This is a genomic window from Mesorhizobium sp. M0815 (assembly GCF_040319995.1).
GTDB lineage: Bacteria > Pseudomonadota > Alphaproteobacteria > Rhizobiales > Rhizobiaceae > Mesorhizobium.
Genome location: NZ_JAMYOU010000006.1, coordinates 217,189 through 236,794 on the forward strand (window position 1 = coordinate 217,189; position 19,606 = coordinate 236,794).

Consider the following 19,606-nt stretch of genomic DNA (forward strand, 5'->3'; position numbering starts at 1 on the left):
GCGGCCTCCTATCTGAGCTTCAGGGTCGACAGCCCGACCAGCGCCAGAATGACGGCGATAATCCAGAAGCGGATCACCACCTGGCTTTCGGTCCAGCCGAGCTTTTCGAAATGATGGTGGATCGGCGCCATCAGAAAGACGCGCTTGCCGGTCATCTTGAAATAGCCGACCTGGATGATGACCGAGAATATCTCGACGACGAACAGGCCGCCGACGATGACCAGCACGATCTCGTGCTTGGTCGCCACCGCGACCGTGCCGATCAGCCCACCCAGCGCCAGCGAGCCGGTATCGCCCATGAAGATTGCCGCTGGCGGCGCATTGAACCACAGGAAACCGAGACCGGCACCGATCACCGCTCCGAGGACCACGGCAAGCTCACCGGTGCCGGGAACGAAATGGATCTGCAGATATTCAGCGAACACCGCATTGCCGGAGAGATAGGCGATGACGCCGAAGGACGCCGCCGCGATCATGATCGGCACGATCGCCAGCCCGTCGAGGCCGTCGGTCAGGTTCACCGCATTGCCGGCGCCGACGATGACGAAGCACGAGAACGGGATGAAAAACCAGCCGAGATTGACGAGAAACTCCTTGGCGAAAGGGAATGTCAACGATGACGAGAACGGCACCTGGCCGATATGCATGATCACCCAGGCGGCGATGCCGGCAATGACGAATTCGAGCCCGAGCCGCGCCTTGCCGGAAAAGCCGAGATGCGATTGCTTCGTCACCTTGAGATAATCGTCGTAGAAGCCGATCGAGCCGAACCCCAGCGTCACCAGCAGCACCACCCAGACGTAGATGCTCGACAGGTTCGCCCACAGCAGCGACGAACCGACGATGCCGGACAGGATCATCAGTCCGCCCATTGTCGGCGTTCCCGCCTTCTTGAAATGCGTCTGCGGCCCGTCGGCGCGGATCGGCTGGCCCTTGCCTTGCCGCAGCCTCAGCGAATTGATGATGGTCGGTCCGAAGATGAACACGATCAGCGCCGCTGTGATCAGCGCTCCGCCGGTGCGGAAAGTTATGTAGCGGAAGACGTTGAAGACCGAGATCTTGTCCGCAAATTCGACGAGCAGTGTTAGCATGCGCTTGCGTCCCCCGGACCGATCCTAGGTCTGTCTGCTGGTTGTGGCTTCCGCCGGAAACTTGCCGAGCAACGCCTCGACCAGCTTTGAAAAGCCTATGCCCTTCGACGATTTGATCATGACCACGTCGCCGGGCTTCAATTCCGACAGAAGCACCGGTTTCAGATCTTCCGCGCCGGCGCGGTATTCCGTCTTGATCTCGCCCGGCAGCACGTCGGCCAGCGCCCGCATTTCCGGGCCGCCGAGGAAAACCGTGCGCGTATCGGTGCCGACGATCAGGTCGGCAAGCGCGGCATGCAATTTCGCCGAATGGCTGCCGAGCTCGAGCATGTCGCCAAGCACGGCAATGCGCCTGCCCTCGCCCGACACCGGTGTGGTGTTGAGCAGTGCCATTGCAGCGGTCATCGACGCCGGATTGGCGTTGTAGCTCTCGTCGATCAGTGTGATCGGCCCCTTGGGATGGCGCAACACATAGCGTTTGCCGCGTCCGCGTTCGGGCGAAAGATCGGCCAGCGCCTGCGCAACCCTGGTGACGTCGGCGCCGACCAGATGCGCGGCACCCAGCACGGCCAGCACATTCTGCACCATATGGCGGCCCGGCGCGCCGATCCTGGCGACAATCTCGTGTCCGCCAATCTTGGCGGCTATCACGGAGTGATCGGCATTGAGCTCGCATTTGATCAGTTTGAAGGTCGCCCTTGCATTCTCGCCGAACCCGTAGACATGCTCGACGCCCGCTTCTTTCGCCATCTTCTCCAGCAGCTTCCAGCGCTGGTCGTCGCGGTTGAGAAGAGCGGCGCCACCGGGCTCCAGTCCCTCGAAAACCTCTGCCTTGGCCTTGGCGATCTCGTCCAGGTTGCGGAAGAAGCCGAGATGAGCGGCCGCGATCAGCGTAATGATGGCGACATGCGGCCGGACCATTTTGACGAGGGGCCGGATCTCGTCCGGATGGTTCATGCCGATCTCGAAGACGGCATAGTCGCAATCCTGCGGCATGCGCGCCAGTGTCAGCGGCACGCCCCAGTGATTGTTGAACGACTGAGCCGATGCATGCACCGTACCGACCGCGGACAGAGCGTGGCGCAGTGCTTCCTTGGTGGTGGTTTTGCCCGCCGAACCGGTCACGGCAATCACCCTCGCCTTCGAGCGTGCGCGCGCCGCAACGCCGAGCTTTTCCAGCGCGACGAGCACGTCCTCCACGACGATCATCGGTGCCGTCAGCCGCCCCAGCGACGGCAGCTTGCCCTCGGCGACGACAAGCACGCCGGCGCCCGCCTTGATGGCGGCGGTGACGAAATCATGGCCGTCCATCACCTCGCCCTTGATGGCGAAGAAGGCGTCTCCCGGCTGCAGGCTGCGACTGTCGATGGAAATGCCGGCGATGCCTTCAGGCATCGGACCGAGCGGCCGGCCATCCATGGCGGCAACCAGCGCCTCGGAGGTCCACAGATAGCTCACGCCGCTTGCTCCCTGAGCGCCGAGCGAACTTCCTCATGATCGGAAAAATGCAGCGTCTCGGTGCCGATGGTCTGGCCTTCCTCATGGCCCTTGCCGGCCACGATCAGCGTGTCGCCAGCGTGAAGCATCCCGACTGCCTCGTGGATGGCCTTGCGCCGGTCGCCGATCTCGATGGCGCCAGGTGCGGCCTCCAGGATCGCGGCGCGGATCGTCTCGGGAACTTCCGAGCGGGGATTGTCGTCGGTGACGATGACGACATCGGCCAGCCTTGTGGCGATCTCGCCCATGATCGGCCGCTTGCCCCGGTCACGGTCGCCGCCGCAACCGAATACGACGATGACGCGGCCGGTGGTAAAGGGACGCACCGAAGCCAGCACGTTTTCCAGCGCGTCCGGCTTGTGCGCGTAGTCGACATAGACCGGTGCGCCATTGGCGGCCGTCCCAACGAGGTCGAGCCGCCCCGGCGCACCCTTCAATTTCTCTAGCGCCATCAACGCCTTGGCAACAGATGTTCCAGTCGAAATGGCGAGGCCCGCCGACACCAGCGCATTGGCGATCTGGAAGTCGCCCGCCAACGGCAGGTCGACTTCATGGAGAACGCCGTCAACTTCGACCTCGGCGCGTTGGCGGTGGCGCTCGTGCTCGACCCGCTTCAGCCGCAGGAAATCGCCGTGGCGGCCGACCGTCAGCACGTTCAGTCCCGCTGCCCGCGCCGCCTTGATTGTCGGCTCCGACCACGGGTCGTCGGCAAAGATGACGGCCGGCGCGCCCTTCGGCAGCAGCGCATCGAACAGACGCAATTTGGCGCGATGATAGTCCTCGACCGTCGGATGATAGTCCATATGGTCGCGGCCGAGATTGGTGAAGCCGCCGGCCGCAAGCCTGACGCCATCGAGCCGGCGCTGGTCGAGGCCATGGCTGGACGCTTCCATCGAGGCGTGGGTGACGCCGGCCTCCGCCAACTCCTTGAGCAGCCTGTGCAGTGCCACCGGATCCGGCGTGGTCAGCGAGCCATATTCATTGCGGCCCGGCGCCACCACGCCGGTCGTGCCGATCGAAGCGGCGACCAAACCCGCCTGCTCCCATATCTGTCGGGTGAATGCGGCGACGGAGGTCTTGCCGCTGGTGCCGGTCACCGCGACCATGGTTTGCGGTTGCTTGCCGAAAATACGGGCAGCACTCAGCGCCAGCGCAAGGCGCGGATCGTCTACGACAAGAACCGGAACTGGCAGCCCGGCGACCGCACTGCCCTTGCCGACAACAATCGCGGCAGCGCCGCGGCTCGCGGCATCGGCGGCATAGGCTGCGCCATCCGCCTTGGAGCCGGTGAGCGCGAAAAAGACAACACCCGGTGTTACCTGGCGGGAGTCCGACGAAATCCCTGTAACCTCCATGTCGAAGGAAGCTGTCCCCTCGACAGGCAGGATACCGGCTAGATTTTTCAGCTTCATCGAACCCCGTTCATCGCAACAAAATAGCGCGCAGTTGCCGGCGCGCCCCAAGAATCACTGATAGGAAACCAGCGTTGCACCATTTTCATGGCTGAAATCTGGCTTCACGCCAAGCATGGAAGCCGCACGTCGGATGATGTTTGCAGCCATGATGCCCGCATTCGAGGCAGCCGTGGCACCCATGCCGGGCTTTTCCGGCTTCGGTTCGTCGGCGATCGTAAGCACTATGTATTGCGGATCGTCCATTGGGAAAGCCGCAACGAAAGCGTTGAAATTCTTTTCCTTCGAGTAGCGGCCGTTGACGACCTTCTCCGCCGTTCCCGTCTTGCCGCCCACCCGGTATCCTGGCACCCGGGCATTGCGGCCGGATCCCTTTTCGGCATTGAGGGCATAGAGATAGCGCATGCCCTCGACGGTCTTGTCGCTGACCACTTTCTTGGCCACCGCCATCGCCTGCTCCTGGGTGCGCGGCAGGAAGGTCGGGTCCATCAGATAGCCGCCATTCATCAGCGCGGCGCAGCCGACCGCCGTCTGCAGCGGGGTCGTCGACACGCCGTGGCCGAAGGCGATGGTAATCGAATTGACCTGCTTCCAGACCTTGGGCTCGGTCGGCCGGGCGACTTCCGGCAGTTCGGTCTGCATCTTCTCGAGGATTCCCAGGCGATGCAGGAATTCGCGGTGTCCGTCAATGCCAACCGCTTCGGCTTCCTTGGCAGAGCCGATATTGGATGAGTAGATGAACACTTCCGGCACCGACAGCACCCGGCCCTTGCCATGGAAATCATGGATGGTCTGATGGCCGATCCTGATCGGGCGCGATGCGTCGAAGCGGCTTTGCAGCGTTATCTTGCCGGAATCGAGCGCCATGGCGGTGGTGAAGCTCTTGAAGGTCGACCCCATTTCGTACAGGCCGGCGGACATACGGTTGAGCCGGTCCTTGTCCTGCGCGTTATAGGGGTTGTTCGGATCGAAATCTGGAACCGACGCCATCGCCAGCACCTCACCGGTCTTGACGTTGAGCACGACGGCACCCGCCGCGATCGCATGGTACTTTTCCATGCCGGTGGCGACCTCGTCACGTACGATATGCTGGACGCGCAGATCGATCGAGAGCTGGACCGGCTTCAAATCCTTGGCCACCGCCAGGCCCGACGCCTGAAGATCGCTCAAGCCCTGTTCGTCGATGTATTTCTCCATGCCGGAGATGCCCTGATTGTCGATGTTGGTGAGGCCGACAATGTAGGACGAGGTTTCGCCGGCCGGATAGAACCGGCGCTTTTCGGTGCGGAAGCCGAAGCCGGGGATGCCGAGCTGCATGATATCGGCCTGCTGCTTCGGCGTCAGTTGCCGCTGCAGCCAGACGAAGCCGGCGCCGCTCTTCAGCTTGTTGTATGTCTGCTCGTAGTCGATCTCGGGAAGCACCGTCGACAGCTTTTCGATCGCCTCGTCGGCATCGACGATGCGGCGCGGTTCGGCAAACAGCGACGCCGTCTTGATGTCGGTCGCCAGCACTTCGCCGTTACGGTCGACGATGTCGGGCCGCGATGCCGTCACCCGGCTCTGCGGCCCGCCCGACAGGTCGGGGTTCTGGAAACCCAGATAGACCAGCCGCCCGGCAATGGTCGAATAGATACCGAAGAACACCGCCATCGTCATGACAATGCGGGTCCTGCCCTTGCCACCGGTTGCCTTGCGGGCACCTTCGACCACGATCGATCCGCCCGCGCCGGGCTTCGAACCGCGCTTCAGCAGCCTGCCAACCTGTGGAAATCTGGCGGCCATTGGAAATCCGGTGATCATTGGACGATGCCTCCGGTCACCACCGGATCCTTGCCGCCAATATCAGCCATGCCGCCCAGCCGCTGCGATGAAAGGTCCTCGATGTTGACGGGTTTGGCCGGCAGATCGTCCAGCCCGACGATCTGGCGCGCATTGACCGGCTCGAGTCCGAGTTGCGATTTGTAGATTTCGGTGAGCTTCTGCAGGCGCGACGGCTGGGTAAGCAGGCTCCAGTCCGCCTTGAGCAGGTCGATCGTGTCCTCTTCATAACGGATCTGCGCCTGGATCTTGTGCACTGCCGCCAGTTGCTCCTCGGCCTCGCGCTTGGTCTTGTAGGTCAAGGCAGCCGCCGAAACCATGACGGCGATCAGGACTATGTCGCTGGTACGAAACACGTGTTCACCTCTCTCCCGGTCGATCGGCACCGGGAAGCTTTGGGCCAGGCAGTTTTGGCAGGCCGAAAATCGAAAAATCACCAGCGCGCGCCGGCGCCTCTGTACGGATCGCAGCGCGCAGCCTTGCCGAGCGCGCCCGCGGATTGGCCGAAATCTCGGCATCGCCAGGCGTCACGCCGCTGCCCTTCTTGGTGAAGGTGGCGGTGCGCGCCTGCGCCTCGGGCAGGTGCCGCGATCCGGTCGCTGAATCAGCTCTGTCGGCGATAAAGCGCTTGACCATGCGGTCCTCCAACGAATGGAAGGTCACCACGGCAAGCCGCCCGCCCGGTTTCAGCACGCGCTCGGCGGCAAACAGCGCCTTTGCCAGCTCGCCGAGCTCGTCGTTGACGAAGATGCGCAGCGCCTGGAAAACCCGGGTGGCTGGATGGATCTTGTCTTTCGGCGCGCGGCCGATATGCGTCTCGATGGCATCGGCAAGGTCGAGCGTGCGCTCAAAGGGGCGTTTTTCGCGACGGCTCTCGATCATACGGGCGATGCGCCCAGCATGGCGTTCTTCGCCGAGAAAACCGAAGATGCGGGCAAGATCGCCCACCTTGAAAGTGTTGACGACGTCGGCGGCGCTCAGGCCCGCCTGCGCCATGCGCATGTCGAGCGGTCCATCGGCGCGGAATGAAAAGCCGCGCTCCGGCTGGTCGATCTGCATGGAGGAGATGCCGATGTCGAGCACGACGCCATCGGCACTTTCAACCTGCTCGTCGAGCGTTGAGAACGGTGCCTGGACAAGCCTGAGCCTGCCGCCGGACTGCTGTTCAAGGGTCCGCCCCGCCGCGATCGCATCCGGATCGCGGTCGATGGCGACGACCGAGGCTCCGCTTGCCAGAATGGCCTTCGTGTAGCCGCCAGCACCGAACGTGCCGTCGACGAGCACCTCGCCTTTTGTCGGCGCCAGCGCCTCCAGAACTTCGGCAAGGAGGACCGGAATGTGACGGGCTGGTCCGCCAACGGCATGAACTTCATCGCCGTCGCCCGCCATCATTCCGGCCGCTCCCCGGGCTTCGTCCCCTGCCGAAGCTGCAAAAGCCGGGCGCGAGCTTCCGTCCCATAGGCGCTGAGCCGTCCCGGCTCCCAGATCTGAAAGAAATTGCCGCGGCCAACGAAGGCCACTTCCGCTGAAATGCCGGTATGCTCGCGAATGAAATCGCTCATCGTGATACGGCCGTCCTGGTCGAGCTTCAGAAACGTTCCATCGCCATGGCAGAAGAACGACATGTCGTCCGCCGCCTGCAGGAACGGGTCTTCCTGCGCGATGCGCTGCTCGTAGCGATCGAGCAGGTCGAGCCCACCGACATCCATCGCCGGGCGATCCAGGCAGCGTAGCGCATAAAGTTCCGAATAGCCGCGTTTCTGCACAACGGCACGGAAATGCGCCGGCACGGACACCCGTCCCTTCGCATCGATCCTGTTCACCGCGTTCGACAGAAACCGGTCCATTACGCCTTACGGCCGCTTGCGCCGCCGCACCCCTCTGCATCTTCCTGTCCGCGCCGCCCCGGCCCGGTCGCCGTCCAAAACCCACTTCATTATGACGGGCGAACGCAGGCAAACGCGCAGCCGCCGCGGCTGCCCGATTGGCGTACGCTTCACCCTGACACGGAACGAAGGCTTGAGTATCGGAATGGGATATCATGGGGTGTTATGGGCGTCAACGGGAACAGTCTTCAAAACGCGCCTGCCACGACTGGGGAGAGCAGCTTTGACGGCACTCCGGTCTTTATCCTCCATTAAGCCTAACGAAGGGTTTAGAGCCGTGTGGTCCAACCGGACGCGGCTTGCTGCGGATCGTTGCCGCGCATAGCCTCGGCATCTCCTTTTCCGGTCAGTAACGAGGTTTGAAGCCATGTCTGAAACAGCCAAGTCGCGCGCCGCGGCACTTCCTCATCTGCGTCGCGCCGGGCTGGCCAAGGGCGACCCAATTCCCTTGCCCTTGACCATGGCCGCCATTTTCCACGCGCCGGGTGACGCCACCGGCTACGATCAATATGGCCGCTTCAGCAATCCGACCTGGGATGCAGTCGAGCACATGCTGGCGCATCTGGAAGACGCCCCATGCGTCGCCTTTCCCTCGGGAATGGCTGCCATCTCGGCGGTGTTTTTCGGCCTGCTCAAAGCCGGCGACCGTATCCTGCTGCCGTCCGACGGCTACCATACGACGAGAGCGCTGGCAGACCGTTTCCTGAAGTCCTTCGGCGTCGCGTACGATGTCCGGCCGACATCGAGCTTCCTCGACGGCGGCTTTGACGGATACCGGCTTGCCTTCGTCGAAACGCCCGCCAATCCAGGACTGGACATATGCGACATCGCAGCCGTCGCCGAAGCCGTGCACAAAGCGGGTGCGATGCTTGTGGTCGACAACACGACGATGACGCCTTTCGGCCAGCGCCCGCTCGATCTCGGCGCCGATATCGTCATTGCTGCCGACACCAAGGCGCCGAACGGCCATTCCGATGTGCTGTTCGGCCATGTCGCCAGCCGCAACGCAGATATTATCTCGAGGGTGACCGACTGGCGCGAGACGTCGGGCGCCATCCCCGGGCCGTTCGAGGCATGGCTGGTACATCGCGGCCTCGAAACGCTGGACGTGCGCTTCGACCGCATGTGCGCTTCCGCCGAAATGATAGCGCGACGGCTGAAAGACCATCGCGCAATCAGCGGCTTGCGCTTTCCGGGACTGGAGAGCGACCCATCACACAATCTTGCCCGCGCCCAGATGGAGCGCTTCGGATTTCTCATCTCGTTCGTGCTCGCCTCGGAGGACAAGGCCGAGGATTTCATCAACAACTGCGCGTTGATGCAGGCAGCGACATCGTTCGGCGGCGTACACACTTCGGCCGAACGGCGATCAAAAAGGGGAGATGCCGTTCCGCCCGGCTTCGTTCGCTTGTCGATCGGCTGCGAGCCGGTGGAAGAGCTTTGGCAGGCGATCGAGACGTCGCTAGACCGCATCGGCACCTGAGCAGCGCGACTACGAATTCAGATCGCCGGCGTCGATCTTGCGCCGGCCGTGGAGAACGCGAACGATTTCGATCGCCTCTTCGCGGACACGATACAAAGTGAGGTATTCGCCGACGATCAGGTGACGGATGCCGGGCGCAATGTCTTCGCGCGGTGCACCTGAGAAGGGATGCAGGGTCAGCAAATCCACCGCCTTTGCAAGAGATCCACGAGGCGAACCGCCGCATTTGGATTCTGTTCGGCAATGTAGTCGACGATGGCTTCGAGGTCGATCAATGCCTGAGGAAGCAGGCGATATTTCACTCCTCAAGGCCTTTGGCCTCGGCCATTTTCAGATATTTGGCGCGCAGCCGTTCCATGATTGGCGGCCCGTCAAGCGCCGGTCCGCTGTCGATCCCCTCCTGCGCCATCTTGCGCAATTCCTCGACCGTGTAGCCGAGCAGGTCGCGCCTGTCCTTCCATTGCCTCAGTGCGTCGCGGATCACCTCGCTCGCCGAGGCATATTCGCCGGCGGCGACCACGTCGTCGACTGCCGCGGCCAACTCCGGCGACAGCGTGATGCTACGTTTATCGACCTGTCCCATGACGCGCTCCTGAATATCGTCATCAACTGGTACGATTTAATCGCACCATTTTCAAGGAATGTCGCGCTCGATTGCGGGTCGAAAAGTGAATCAACGGCTGCGCCCGAAGACGTAACCTGCTGATATCAGGAGATTTCCTTTTATCGGGGAAACTGCCAGCTGGCCTGTAAGCCGGGTTCTGTATGGCCCTCGCCCCGTACGGGGCGAGAACGTGGCGGCCATTCATCTTGGGCGCATGTTGCCATGCGCCTCACGCAACCTACCCGGACGGTGAGCCGGAAACAGCCCTCGAGGGTTTCCCCTCGCACCGCCCCTATTCGGTCTTGCTCCCGGTGGGGTTTACCGTGCCGCTCCTGTTGCCAGTCGCGCGGTGGGCTCTTACCCCACCCTTTCACCCTTGCCACGATTAGATCGTGGCGGTTTGCTTTCTGTGGCACTTTCCCTGGGGTCGCCCCCGCCGGCCATTAACCGGCACCGTGTCTCCATGGAGCCCGGACTTTCCTCACCCGCAGCCTTTCGGCTTCGCGGGTGCGGCCGCCCGGCCAGCTGGCAAGGCGTATAAAGGGGTTCAGGCCCGAAAACGCAAACGAAAAAGCAAGTTATCGCTTGTCAGGCGGGCGCTCCAAGTGCTGCCAGCTGCACCTTGACCTTGCCGCAATAGGCTGCGGACACCGGGTTCATCCGTGTGGCGCCGTGGCCGGCATTGTATTTCAGGATCGTGCCGCAGGTCGTGCCGCCGCCGAGATCCCGCGCCATGGCAAGGTACTTCATGCCGTATTTGATGTTGGTATCGGGATCGTAGAGACCCTGAACCGAACCGCTATAGCCCATCATTCTTGCCGTCGCCGGCTTGATCTGCATCAGGCCGATCTCGCCGGCGCTGCCGACCTGGTTCGGCTGGTAGTTGCTCTCGATCTTGATGACGGCATTGGCGAGCGACACCGGCACGCCGTAGCTGGCGGCATATCGCGCAATGATCGCCGAATACTGTCCGCTGCCGCCGACAACCGCCGCCTGGGGCGCTGGCCTGCTCTTCGGAGCGACTGACGCCGTTGCCATACGGTCGATGCGTTTGCGGTTACGCTTCACATGCTGTTTGGAGATTGTCTTTCTCGCAGCGGTCGGCCTTTTCGCGGAGACTGGCTTTTTCGTTCTTACCGCGGCCGCTTTTTCCACTTTTGCGGTGGTGGTCTTCTCTACTTTTGCACCACCTTTCGGCATGGCGGTTTTGCCGGCTGCGGCACTGAAGCCCTGATCGGCCCGTTGGCTCAGCGGTGCGCCGTTCGCCGCGCTGAAGGCAAAAGTCATTACGCCGGCAGCAATGGCTGCCGTTAAAACGGTCAATTTCTGCATGTGATCCTGTTCTGTTTGATCTGCACAAAGAACTTCGCGCAGATACCCTCAATCAACATCGGAACATCTGGGGGGATAGAGGTCCGACAATCTGTACGGATCGCCTTTGACGACGGAATTGGCGCCAAAGAAGGCGGCGCAAGTCACTTTAGGTAACAGATTGTAACTTTTAATCTGGGAAAAGATTATTTGAGAGAGGCTATCCTTGCGGAAGCGAGCAGCCTTTCCAGCGTGCGGATCGTCGATCCGTCAGCCATGCCATCGACCAGGCGCTGCCGGAAATGCCGCTGAAATGCCTCGACCACGATTTCGGTCTGCCGGTCGAAAGCGCCGGTGATCTCGACGCCATAACCATAGAGCGACAGCATCGACTGCAGCGCCTCGACCTCGGCGCCGGTATCATCTGGCTTCAGTACGGCGCCGCGCCGGATCGGTGCTGCCGGCACAACATGGCCGACACCGGCGGCAAACAAGGCTTTCCATGGAAATTTCTCGCCCGGATCGACCTTGCGCCCCGGTGCCACGTCGGAATGGGCGAGCACCCGCTGCGCCAGAATGGAATGGCGCTCGACAATGCCGACGCACAGGCCGATCACCGCGTCGATCTGCGGTTTTGGAAAATTGCGATAGCCGAGAGTATGCCCCGGATTGACGATCTCGATGCCGATCGAACAGGAGTTGATGTCGCTCTGTCCGAACCACCAGCTCTTGCCGGCATGCCAGGCGCGATCGCTTTCCCTTACCATCTGAACAATGCGGCCGTCCTCATGGACCAGATAGTGCGACGAGACCTCGCTTGCCGGATCGCACAACCATGCCTCGGCGCCGGCGCCGGTCGCCATGCCGGTGTAGTGCAGCACGATCATATCGGGTCTAAGCGTGCCGCGCCGCGGTCCGAAATTCGGCGATACCCTAACCTCGGCGCTCGGCTCGTCGGGCGGAAAGCCGCTCATGCGTGCCGCAGGCCTCGCTCGATCATCTCATAGGCCGCGTTGATCGCCGCCAGCCTGGTCGTCGCGATCTTGATGAATTCCTGCGGCAGGCCGCGTGCGATCAGCCGGTCCGGATGATTGTCGGAGACCAACTTGCGGTAGCGCCTGCGGACCTCCTCGAACGGCTTCCCACGCTCGATGCCGAGCACAACATAAGGATCGGCGGCGCCCAGATCGACATGCCGCGCCAGGATGCTCTGGTAGTGCGCCTCATCGATGCGGAAGATCTCGGCGATGCGATGCAGGAATTGGCGCTCGCGCTCATGCACCAGCCCGTCGGCCTTGGCGATGTGGAAGAGCCCGTCGAGTATGTCCTCCAGCATCAGGCAATTCGAATGGCCCGAACCGCAAAGCTGCGCCATCCGCTCGGCATAGGTTTCGAAACCGGCAATGTCGCGTTTGGCCAAATCGTAGAGCCGCGCCACATTGCGCCTCTGTTCCTTCGGCACCTCGAATATTTCCTGGAAGGCGCGCACCTCGTCTTGGGTGACGATGCCGTCTGCCTTGGCCATCTTGGCCGACAGCGCGATCATCGCCACCGAGAAGGCGACGCGCCGGCGCAGATCGGCATCGCCGGAGAAAACCGTGCGCACGGCTTCGACCACTTCGGCGACGCCTGACGACGCTGAAGATGAAACGCGTGTGACGAAGTCGCCGAGGCGGTCCCAAATCGACATGAGGGTTTCATAGGGCCAACCGCCCATCGCTATCAAGCCAAGACAGTGCCGCAGGGGCTGGCCCAATCGATTTGGCGGAATGCCTGAGGCGGCTGGCGCTAGCGCTCACCCATGGAAAATCCGCAGACGGCAGCCTCGCCGCGCAAACGGCGAGCCTGGCGATTGGCGCCTTGGGTCGTCGTTTCGGCGCAAGTAAGGGGCGAGGCGTACTTTTCGCGTTGCGGTTACCTGCGTCGGCGCACTCGGCCGCAAAGCGCGGGTATCGTAAGCAGCAGAAAGGCCGGCGTGTGAGGCCGGCCTCTCTTGGTTGTCACATCAATTATTGCGCCGGGGCAGCCGGCGCAGGAGCGGGGGCCGGGGCCGGCTCGGCAGGTTTGTTGGCGTCAGGAGCAGCCGGCTTCATCGTCTGGTCGGATGCCGGCGGGTTAGTGCTCTGCGTCGTAGTGTTGTCGGTGCCGCTGTCGCTGCAGGCCGCAACGCCAAGCAAGGCAAGCGCCGAGACCGACGCAAGAATGAGTTTCTTCATGATATCTCTCCTCTAATCACGCCACCGTTACCGGCGACGATCGAGGACACAATGCATCAGGTCATGATGAGTTTCGTAACGTTGCGTTTCCGCGTGTAACATCAAGCGCTTGGCCGTACAAAGCGTTGAGCACTAACAGGATGCGTAAAATGAAAATGCCGGAGGCGCTGCCATGACCGCAAGATGGGATTTCTGGATCGACCGCGGCGGTACCTTCACCGACATCATCGGCCGGGACCCGGAAGGCGGGCTGTATCCCAGGAAACTCCTTTCGGAAAATCCCGAAGCCTATGCCGACGCTGCCATCCAGGGCATTCGCGAACTGCTCGGCGTCCAGCCCGGCGCCCCAATCCCTTCCGCTCTGATCGGCGACGTCAAAATGGGCACCACGGTCGCCACCAATGCGCTTCTCGAGCGCAAGGGCGACCGCGTGCTGCTGCTCATCACCAAGGGCTTCCGCGATGCGCTGAGGATTGCCTATCAGGCCAGGCCCGATATCTTTGCCAAGCAGATCATCCTTCCCGAACAGCTCTACGAGCACGTCATCGAGATAGACGAACGCGTGCGCGCCGACGGTCGTGTCGAACGCCTGCTCGACATCGCCTCCGTGCGTCCTGCCATCGAACAGGCCAAGGCTGACGGTATCGATGCGGTCGCGATCGTCTTCATGCATGCCTGGAAACATCCCGATCACGAAAAGGCGGTCGCCAAAGTCTGTCGAAAGCTCGGATTCTCGCAGGTCTCGGTCAGCCACGAGGTCTCGCCGCTGATCAAGCTGGTCGGCCGCGGCGACACCACGGTGGTCGACGCGTATCTGTCGCCGATCCTGGCAAGGTATGTGCAAAGGGTTGCGGCGGAACTGGGTGCCGCGCCAATCTCCCCCCTTGTGGGGGAGATGTCGGCGAAGCCGACAGAGGGGGGCGCTGTCCCGCCAACATCTCAGTCTGTCACGCCCCCCTCTGCCCTGCCCCCTTTGCCGCCACTTGGCATCTCCCCCACAACGGGGGAGATTGGCCAATCCCCCCGCCTTATGTTCATGATGTCGTCGGGCGGCCTCACCGCCGCCGACATGTTCCAGGGCAAGGATGCGCTGTTGTCCGGCCCGGCCGGCGGCGTCGTCGGCATGGTCGAGACGGCAAAACTCGCCGGTTTCGGCAAAGTCATCGGCTTCGACATGGGCGGCACCTCCACCGATGTCGCCCACTATGATGGCGACTACGAGCGCGCCTTCGACACCGAGGTCGCCGGCGTGCGCATCCGCGCGCCGATGATGCGCATCCACACCGTCGCCGCCGGCGGCGGCTCGATCCTGCACTATGAGGCCGGCCGCTTTCGCGCCGGGCCGGATTCGGCCGGCGCCAATCCCGGCCCGGCCGCCTACCGGCGCGGCGGTCCGCTTGCGGTCACCGACGCCAATGTCATGCTGGGAAAGCTGCAGCCCGACTTCTTTCCGGCCATTTTTGGGCCGGGCCAGGACGAACCGCTCGACGTGCGGACAGTTCGCGAGACGTTCACCGCACTTGCCGCCGAAATCGGCGACGGCCGCTCGCCGGAAGCCGTTGCCGAAGGGTTCGTCACCATCGCCGTCGAAAACATGGCCAATGCCATCAAGAAGATTTCGGTGCAGCGCGGCTACGACGTCACCGAATACCTGCTGAATTGTTTCGGCGGCGCCGGCGGCCAGCACGCTTGCCTCGTCGCCGATGCGCTCGGCATGGAGGCTGTGCTGATCCATCCCTTTTCCGGCCTGCTCTCGGCATACGGCATCGGCCTGTCCTCGGTGTTTGCGTCACGCCAGCAGGCGCTGCTGAAGCCGCTGGCGGACGATTCCGGGCCGGCGATCAACGAGCTCATCGCAACGCTGCGCAAAGCCGTCATCGACGAACTCGCCGCGCAAGGCATCACCGAAGACGCGGTCGCCTCGAAGCCGGTGCTGCAGATCCGCTATGACGGCACCGATACCGCGCTGCCTGTGAACTTTGGGCACGGCTCGATTGCGCAGGCCAAGGCGGACTTCGAACTGGCGCACAAGGCGCAGTTCGGCTTCGTCTATGACGACAAGCCGATGATCGTCGAATCGGTCGGCGTCGAAGGTACCGATACCGGCAGCACCGGCCGCGACGAAAGCGATTCATTTCTTGAACACAAGGCCGCAAGTCCTTCCGGGACGCGGAAAATTTTCGTCGACGGCATCTGGCGCGACGCTGGCATCTTCCCTCGCGAAACGCTGAAGCCCGGTAACAAGATCGCCGGCCCCGCTTTGATCATCGAGCCGAACCAGACCATCGTCGTCGAGCCCGGCTGGCAGGCCGAGATCACCGCCAAGGACCATGTACTGATGCGCCGCATCGAGAAGAAGCACCGGCAGGCCGCACTCGGCACCGAAGCCGATCCGGTGATGCTGGAGGTCTTCAACAATCTGTTCATGTCGATCGCCGAGCAGATGGGCGTAACGCTGCAGAACACCGCCTATTCGGTCAATATCAAGGAGCGGCTCGACTTCTCCTGTGCCGTTTTCGACCGGAATGGCGCGCTGGTCGCCAACGCGCCGCATATGCCGGTGCATCTCGGCTCGATGGATCGCTCGGTGGAGACCATCATCCGGCTCAATTCCGGCGACATTCACCCCGGCGACGTCTTTGCCCTGAACGCCCCTTACAATGGCGGCACGCATCTGCCTGATATCACCGTGGTGACACCGGTGTTTTCCCTCTCCCTCGAGGGGAGGGTGGCCGCGAAGCGGCCGGGTGGGGTCCTCTCAGAAGGCACCACAAATGCGTCGAGCACTGCCGCAACGACCCCCACCCGGGGGGGGGTTGTTCCCCCCCCCCCCCGGGGGGTGGGGGGCCCCCTTCCCGCCCGGGTGGGGTCCTCTCAGAAGGCACCACAAATGCGTCGAGCACTGCCGCAACGACCCCCTCCGGCGGCTTCGCCGCCACCTCCCCCTCGAGGGGGGAGGAGATCCTCTTCTACGTAGCCTCGCGTGGCCACCATGCCGACATCGGCGGCACCGCGCCCGGCTCGATGACGCCGCTTGCCACTACCGTCGATGAGGAAGGTGTGCTGTTTGACAATTTCCGCATCGTCGATCGCGGCAGGTTCCGCGAGAAGGACCTGGAGACGCTGCTGACCGACCACCCCTACCCGGCGCGCAATCCGCACCAGAACATCGCCGACCTCAAGGCGCAGATCGCCGCGAACGAAAAGGGCGTCGCCGAGCTGCGCAAGATGGTCGCGCATTTCGGCCTTGGCGTCGTCGAAGCCTATATGGGCCATGTCCAGGACAATGCCGCCGAAAGCGTGCGTCGCGTACTGGAGCGGCTGCCCGGCAGTTCCGAATACGAATATCCGACCGACACCGGCCAAATGATCAAGGTGAAGATATCGGTCGACCGGCACAAGCGCGAAGCGACCGTCGACTTCACCGGCACGTCGCCAGTGATGAAGAACAATTTCAACGCGCCAGAGCCGGTCGCCCGTGCCGCGGTGCTTTATGCCTTCCGCGTCATGGTCGAAGACAACATCCCGATGAATGCCGGATGTCTGCGGCCGATCAACATCGTCATTCCCGACGGCTCGATGCTGAAGCCCGCCTATCCCGCGGCAGTCGTCGCCGGCAATGTCGAGACCTCGCAGCACGTCACCAACGCGCTGTTCGGCGCGATGAGGGCAATGGCCAATGCGCAAGGCACGATGAATAATCTCACCTTCGGCAACAAGCAGTACCAGTATTATGAGACGATCTGCTCCGGTTCGCCGGCCGGCCGCATGAACGACGGCCGCGGCTTTCACGGCACCTCCGGCGTCCACACCCACATGACCAATTCGCGCCTGACCGATCCGGAAGTGCTGGAACTGCGTTTCCCGGTATTGCTCGAAGATTTCCATATCCGCGAAGGTTCCGGCGGCAAAGGCAAATGGAATGCCGGCGACGGCACCAAGCGCACCATCCGCTTCCTCGAAAAAATGGAATGCGCGATCCTGTCCTCGCATCGCAACCGCCCGCCGCAAGGCCTGGACGGCGGCGGCGATGGCGAGGTTGGCTCGACCAAGATCCGCCGCAAGGATGGCCGCGTCGAGGTCCTGAAGGCCTGCGATCAGACCATCCTCGACGCCGGCGAGGCAGTCATCGTGACGACGCCGACGCCTGGTGGATTTGGCAAGGCCTGAGCTCGCGTCAACAGGCTGTCACCGGCCTGTCATGACCCTGCGCTACCCGCTTGCGGCAAAGCAAACGGGGAATCGCCTTGCCATGACGGACATTTCTGGAGAACTGGTTTTTCGCCGCGGCAAGGAAGTTGGCAAAGCCGTCTACCAGAACCGCCCGCTGTCGAAAGCCGGCATCTCCGAGCGCTTGTTCGCCTTCCTGTTCTCCGGCCTTGTCTACCCGCAGATCTGGGAAGACCCCGAAATCGACATGGACGCGATGCAGCTCGGCAAGGGTCACCGCATCGTCACCATTGCCTCGGGCGGCTGCAACATCCTCGCCTATCTCACCCGGTCGCCGGAAAGGATCGATGCCGTCGACCTCAACACCGCCCACATCGCGCTGAACCGTATGAAGCTCGAAGCCGTCCGTCACCTGCCGTCGCAGGGCGACCTGTTCCGTTTCTTCGGCGCGGCTGAGACCGGGCACAATTCGCAGGCCTACGACCGCTTCATCGCACCGCATCTCGACCCGGTCAGCCGCCATTATTGGGAGCGCCGCAGCTGGCGCGGCCGTCGCCGCATCGCTGTCTTCGACCGCAATTTCTACCAGACCGGCCTGCTTGGCCTGTTCATCGCCATGGGCCATCGCACCGCAAAATTCTTCGGCGTCGACCCGGCCGACATCATGGACGCCAAGAGCATCGCCGATCAGCGCCGCTTCTTCGACGAAGAGCTGGCGCCGGTCTTCGAAAAACCGCTGCTGAAATGGGCGACTTCGCGAAAAGCTTCGCTGTTCGGCCTCGGCATTCCGCCGGCCCAGTACGATTCGCTGATCACCTCGGGTGACGGCACCATGGCCAGCGTGCTCAAGGCGCGGCTGGAAAAGCTCGCCTGCGATTTTCCGCTGAAGACCAACTATTTCGCCTGGCAGGCTTTTGCCCGCCGCTATCCCAATCCCGGCGAGGCCGCCCTGCCCGCCTATCTCGAAAAGCGCAACTACAAGACGATCCGCAACAATGTCGATCGCGTGGCAATCCACCATGCCAATCTGATCGAGTTCCTTGCCAGCAAGGATGCCGGTTCGGTCGACCGCTTCGTGCTGCTCGACGCACAGGACTGGATGACGGACGACCAGCTCAACGGGTTGTGGGCCGAGATCACCCGAACCGCCTCCACCGGCGCCCGCGTCATCTTCCGCACCGCAGCGGAACCCAGCCTGCTGCCCGGCCGCGTCTCGAATTCGCTGCTCGACCAGTGGCGCTACGAGAACGACGCCTCGCGCGAGTTTTCGGCGCGCGACCGCTCGGCGATCTATGGCGGCTTTCATCTCTACGTGAAGCAGGGCGCATGAGCACGACCGAGTTGCCGGCCAGCCATGCCGAGCTGATGGACGGCGTTTACCGCTGGCAGCGTCATATCTACGACCTGACCCGCAAATATTATTTGCTCGGTCGCGACCGGCTTATCGCCGGCCTGGATGTGCCGGCCGGCGGCACCGTGCTCGAGCTCGGCTGCGGCACCGGCCGCAACATCATCCTTGCCGCCCGCCGCTATCCCGGCGCGCGCTTCTTCGGCCTCGATATTTCGGCCGAGATGCTGGAGACGGCCACCGCCGCCCTTGCCCGCGAAGGCCTCTCCGGCCGCGTCACGCTGGCGCGCGGCGATGCCACGGATTTCGACGCAAAGGCGCTGTTCGGCGTCGAAAATTTCGACCGCGTCTTTGTCTCGTATTCGCTGTCGATGATCCCCGGCTGGGAGAAGACGGTATCCGCGGCTCTTGCTGCCCTGTCATCTGGCGGCTCGCTGCATATCGTCGATTTCGGCCAGCAGGAGGCCCTGCCCCGCTGGTTCCGCACGCTGCTGCGCGGCTGGCTGAAAAAATTCCATGTCGAGCCACGTCAATCGCTGCGCGCGGTTCTGGATTCGGAATCTGCAAGAACCGGTGCAAGCTTCCGTTTCCAAGCGCTTTATCGCGGCTATGCGTGGCTCGCTGTGATCGGCCTAGGTCGATAGCCAGGGTGTGTTGAGATTCAGGTCAGGCCGAGTCGAAAACGGATAGTGTCCTGAAGGTTCTGCAAAAAGTTTTGGAGAGAGAACGGCGCTTGCTCTGAAGGGCGAGCGGCCATGGCACGGTGGTGA

General features: G+C 62.7%; 15 protein-coding genes, 1 other RNA gene and 2 pseudogenes. 4 read left to right on the forward strand and 14 right to left on the reverse strand.

Annotated elements, in window-relative coordinates; genetic code table 11:
- Window positions 1-8: 8 nt before the first annotated feature.
- From mraY to mraZ, 7 genes are read right to left on the reverse strand one after another with little or no spacing between them, the layout of a single operon-like run.
- The gene (mraY, locus tag NKI01_RS10305) at window positions 9-1,091 is read right to left on the reverse strand and encodes a phospho-N-acetylmuramoyl-pentapeptide-transferase (RefSeq protein WP_352963058.1); all 1,083 of its coding nucleotides are present in this window, start codon (window positions 1,089-1,091) and stop codon (window positions 9-11) included.
- 24 nt (window positions 1,092-1,115) lie between these two features.
- Complete coding sequence (locus NKI01_RS10310; protein ID WP_023721205.1) at window positions 1,116-2,549, reverse strand: UDP-N-acetylmuramoylalanyl-D-glutamyl-2,6-diaminopimelate--D-alanyl-D-alanine ligase; 1,434 nt, start codon at window positions 2,547-2,549, stop codon at window positions 1,116-1,118.
- Window positions 2,546-4,000 (reverse strand): UDP-N-acetylmuramoyl-L-alanyl-D-glutamate--2,6-diaminopimelate ligase, encoded by a 1,455-nt coding sequence (locus tag NKI01_RS10315; RefSeq protein WP_023721206.1) that lies wholly within the window; start codon window positions 3,998-4,000, stop codon window positions 2,546-2,548. The genes NKI01_RS10310 and NKI01_RS10315 overlap by 4 nt, the downstream gene beginning before the upstream one ends.
- A gap of 54 nt (window positions 4,001-4,054) precedes the next feature.
- A complete protein-coding gene (locus NKI01_RS10320) occupies window positions 4,055-5,782 on the reverse strand; it encodes a peptidoglycan D,D-transpeptidase FtsI family protein (RefSeq protein WP_352481539.1) in 1,728 nt (575 codons plus the stop codon).
- 14 nt (window positions 5,783-5,796) lie between these two features.
- The gene (gene ftsL, locus NKI01_RS10325) at window positions 5,797-6,174 is read right to left on the reverse strand and encodes a cell division protein FtsL (RefSeq protein WP_023676771.1); all 378 of its coding nucleotides are present in this window, start codon (window positions 6,172-6,174) and stop codon (window positions 5,797-5,799) included.
- A gap of 4 nt (window positions 6,175-6,178) precedes the next feature.
- Entirely contained in the window at window positions 6,179-7,210 is a 1,032-nt protein-coding gene (rsmH, locus tag NKI01_RS10330; RefSeq protein ID WP_023721208.1) for a 16S rRNA (cytosine(1402)-N(4))-methyltransferase RsmH, read from the reverse strand.
- Window positions 7,207-7,665, reverse strand: coding sequence for a division/cell wall cluster transcriptional repressor MraZ (gene mraZ, locus NKI01_RS10335; protein WP_352481541.1), 459 nt, complete (start codon window positions 7,663-7,665; stop codon window positions 7,207-7,209). The genes rsmH and mraZ overlap by 4 nt, the downstream gene beginning before the upstream one ends.
- 406 nt (window positions 7,666-8,071) lie before the next feature.
- Here mraZ and NKI01_RS10340 point away from each other — a divergent pair, with 406 nt between their 5' ends.
- The gene (locus tag NKI01_RS10340; RefSeq protein ID WP_352495118.1) at window positions 8,072-9,187 is read left to right on the forward strand and encodes a cystathionine gamma-lyase; all 1,116 of its coding nucleotides are present in this window, start codon (window positions 8,072-8,074) and stop codon (window positions 9,185-9,187) included.
- A gap of 9 nt (window positions 9,188-9,196) precedes the next feature.
- Here the strand turns inward: NKI01_RS10340 and NKI01_RS10345 are convergent.
- From NKI01_RS10345 to NKI01_RS10375, 7 genes and pseudogenes are all read right to left on the reverse strand, one after another.
- Window positions 9,197-9,489 (reverse strand): annotated as a pseudogene (locus tag NKI01_RS10345) (type II toxin-antitoxin system RelE/ParE family toxin).
- Window positions 9,486-9,770 carry a type II toxin-antitoxin system ParD family antitoxin gene (locus tag NKI01_RS10350; protein ID WP_352481543.1) on the reverse strand — a complete coding sequence of 95 codons (285 nt, stop codon included), beginning with the start codon at window positions 9,768-9,770 and terminating at the stop codon, window positions 9,486-9,488. The pseudogene NKI01_RS10345 and the gene NKI01_RS10350 overlap by 4 nt, the downstream one beginning before the upstream one ends.
- 151 nt (window positions 9,771-9,921) lie before the next feature.
- Window positions 9,922-10,320, reverse strand: an RNA gene (gene rnpB / locus NKI01_RS10355) — RNase P RNA component class A.
- Window positions 10,321-10,379: 59 nt separating this feature from the next.
- Entirely contained in the window at window positions 10,380-11,123 is a 744-nt protein-coding gene (locus NKI01_RS10360; RefSeq protein WP_352481544.1) for a lytic transglycosylase domain-containing protein, read from the reverse strand.
- A 185-nt stretch (window positions 11,124-11,308) separates the two neighbouring features.
- Window positions 11,309-12,076: an N-acetylmuramoyl-L-alanine amidase gene (locus NKI01_RS10365; RefSeq protein ID WP_352481545.1), complete on the reverse strand. Its 768-nt coding sequence runs from the start codon at window positions 12,074-12,076 to the stop codon at window positions 11,309-11,311.
- The gene (locus tag NKI01_RS10370) at window positions 12,073-12,792 is read right to left on the reverse strand and encodes a J domain-containing protein (RefSeq protein WP_023721214.1); all 720 of its coding nucleotides are present in this window, start codon (window positions 12,790-12,792) and stop codon (window positions 12,073-12,075) included. The genes NKI01_RS10365 and NKI01_RS10370 overlap by 4 nt, the downstream gene beginning before the upstream one ends.
- A gap of 319 nt (window positions 12,793-13,111) precedes the next feature.
- On the reverse strand, window positions 13,112-13,318 hold the full coding sequence (locus NKI01_RS10375) for a hypothetical protein (RefSeq protein WP_023721215.1): 207 nt from the start codon (window positions 13,316-13,318) through the stop codon (window positions 13,112-13,114).
- Between the two features lie 172 nt (window positions 13,319-13,490).
- Between NKI01_RS10375 and NKI01_RS10380 the strand changes: the two are divergent.
- From NKI01_RS10380 to NKI01_RS10395, 3 genes and pseudogenes are all read left to right on the forward strand, one after another.
- A pseudogene (locus NKI01_RS10380) lies at window positions 13,491-17,488 on the forward strand (hydantoinase B/oxoprolinase family protein).
- A gap of 31 nt (window positions 17,489-17,519) precedes the next feature.
- Window positions 17,520-18,818: a BtaA family protein gene (locus NKI01_RS10390; RefSeq protein ID WP_352963065.1), complete on the forward strand. Its 1,299-nt coding sequence runs from the start codon at window positions 17,520-17,522 to the stop codon at window positions 18,816-18,818.
- On the forward strand, window positions 18,815-19,480 hold the full coding sequence (locus NKI01_RS10395; RefSeq protein ID WP_023721217.1) for a class I SAM-dependent methyltransferase: 666 nt from the start codon (window positions 18,815-18,817) through the stop codon (window positions 19,478-19,480). Before NKI01_RS10390 ends, NKI01_RS10395 begins: the two co-directional genes overlap by 4 nt.
- The last annotated feature ends 126 nt before the right edge of the window (window positions 19,481-19,606 follow it).

What these genes read in the sequence shown, in the direction of transcription:
- mraY (WP_352963058.1), bottom strand. Translation starts at nt 1,091, where the DNA reads ATGCTAACACTGCTCGTCGAATTTGCGGACAAGATCTCGGTCTTCAAC.
- NKI01_RS10390 (WP_352963065.1), top strand. Translation starts at nt 17,520, where the DNA reads ATGACCCTGCGCTACCCGCTTGCGGCAAAGCAAACGGGGAATCGCCTT.
- NKI01_RS10360 (WP_352481544.1), bottom strand. Translation starts at nt 11,123, where the DNA reads ATGCAGAAATTGACCGTTTTAACGGCAGCCATTGCTGCCGGCGTAATG.
- rsmH (WP_023721208.1), bottom strand. Translation starts at nt 7,210, where the DNA reads ATGATGGCGGGCGACGGCGATGAAGTTCATGCCGTTGGCGGACCAGCC.
- NKI01_RS10375 (WP_023721215.1), bottom strand. Translation starts at nt 13,318, where the DNA reads ATGAAGAAACTCATTCTTGCGTCGGTCTCGGCGCTTGCCTTGCTTGGC.
- NKI01_RS10340 (WP_352495118.1), top strand. Translation starts at nt 8,072, where the DNA reads ATGTCTGAAACAGCCAAGTCGCGCGCCGCGGCACTTCCTCATCTGCGT.
- NKI01_RS10370 (WP_023721214.1), bottom strand. Translation starts at nt 12,792, where the DNA reads ATGTCGATTTGGGACCGCCTCGGCGACTTCGTCACACGCGTTTCATCT.
- NKI01_RS10315 (WP_023721206.1), bottom strand. Translation starts at nt 4,000, where the DNA reads ATGAAGCTGAAAAATCTAGCCGGTATCCTGCCTGTCGAGGGGACAGCT.
- mraZ (WP_352481541.1), bottom strand. Translation starts at nt 7,665, where the DNA reads ATGGACCGGTTTCTGTCGAACGCGGTGAACAGGATCGATGCGAAGGGA.
- NKI01_RS10320 (WP_352481539.1), bottom strand. Translation starts at nt 5,782, where the DNA reads ATGGCCGCCAGATTTCCACAGGTTGGCAGGCTGCTGAAGCGCGGTTCG.
- NKI01_RS10395 (WP_023721217.1), top strand. Translation starts at nt 18,815, where the DNA reads ATGAGCACGACCGAGTTGCCGGCCAGCCATGCCGAGCTGATGGACGGC.
- NKI01_RS10350 (WP_352481543.1), bottom strand. Translation starts at nt 9,770, where the DNA reads ATGGGACAGGTCGATAAACGTAGCATCACGCTGTCGCCGGAGTTGGCC.
- NKI01_RS10365 (WP_352481545.1), bottom strand. Translation starts at nt 12,076, where the DNA reads ATGAGCGGCTTTCCGCCCGACGAGCCGAGCGCCGAGGTTAGGGTATCG.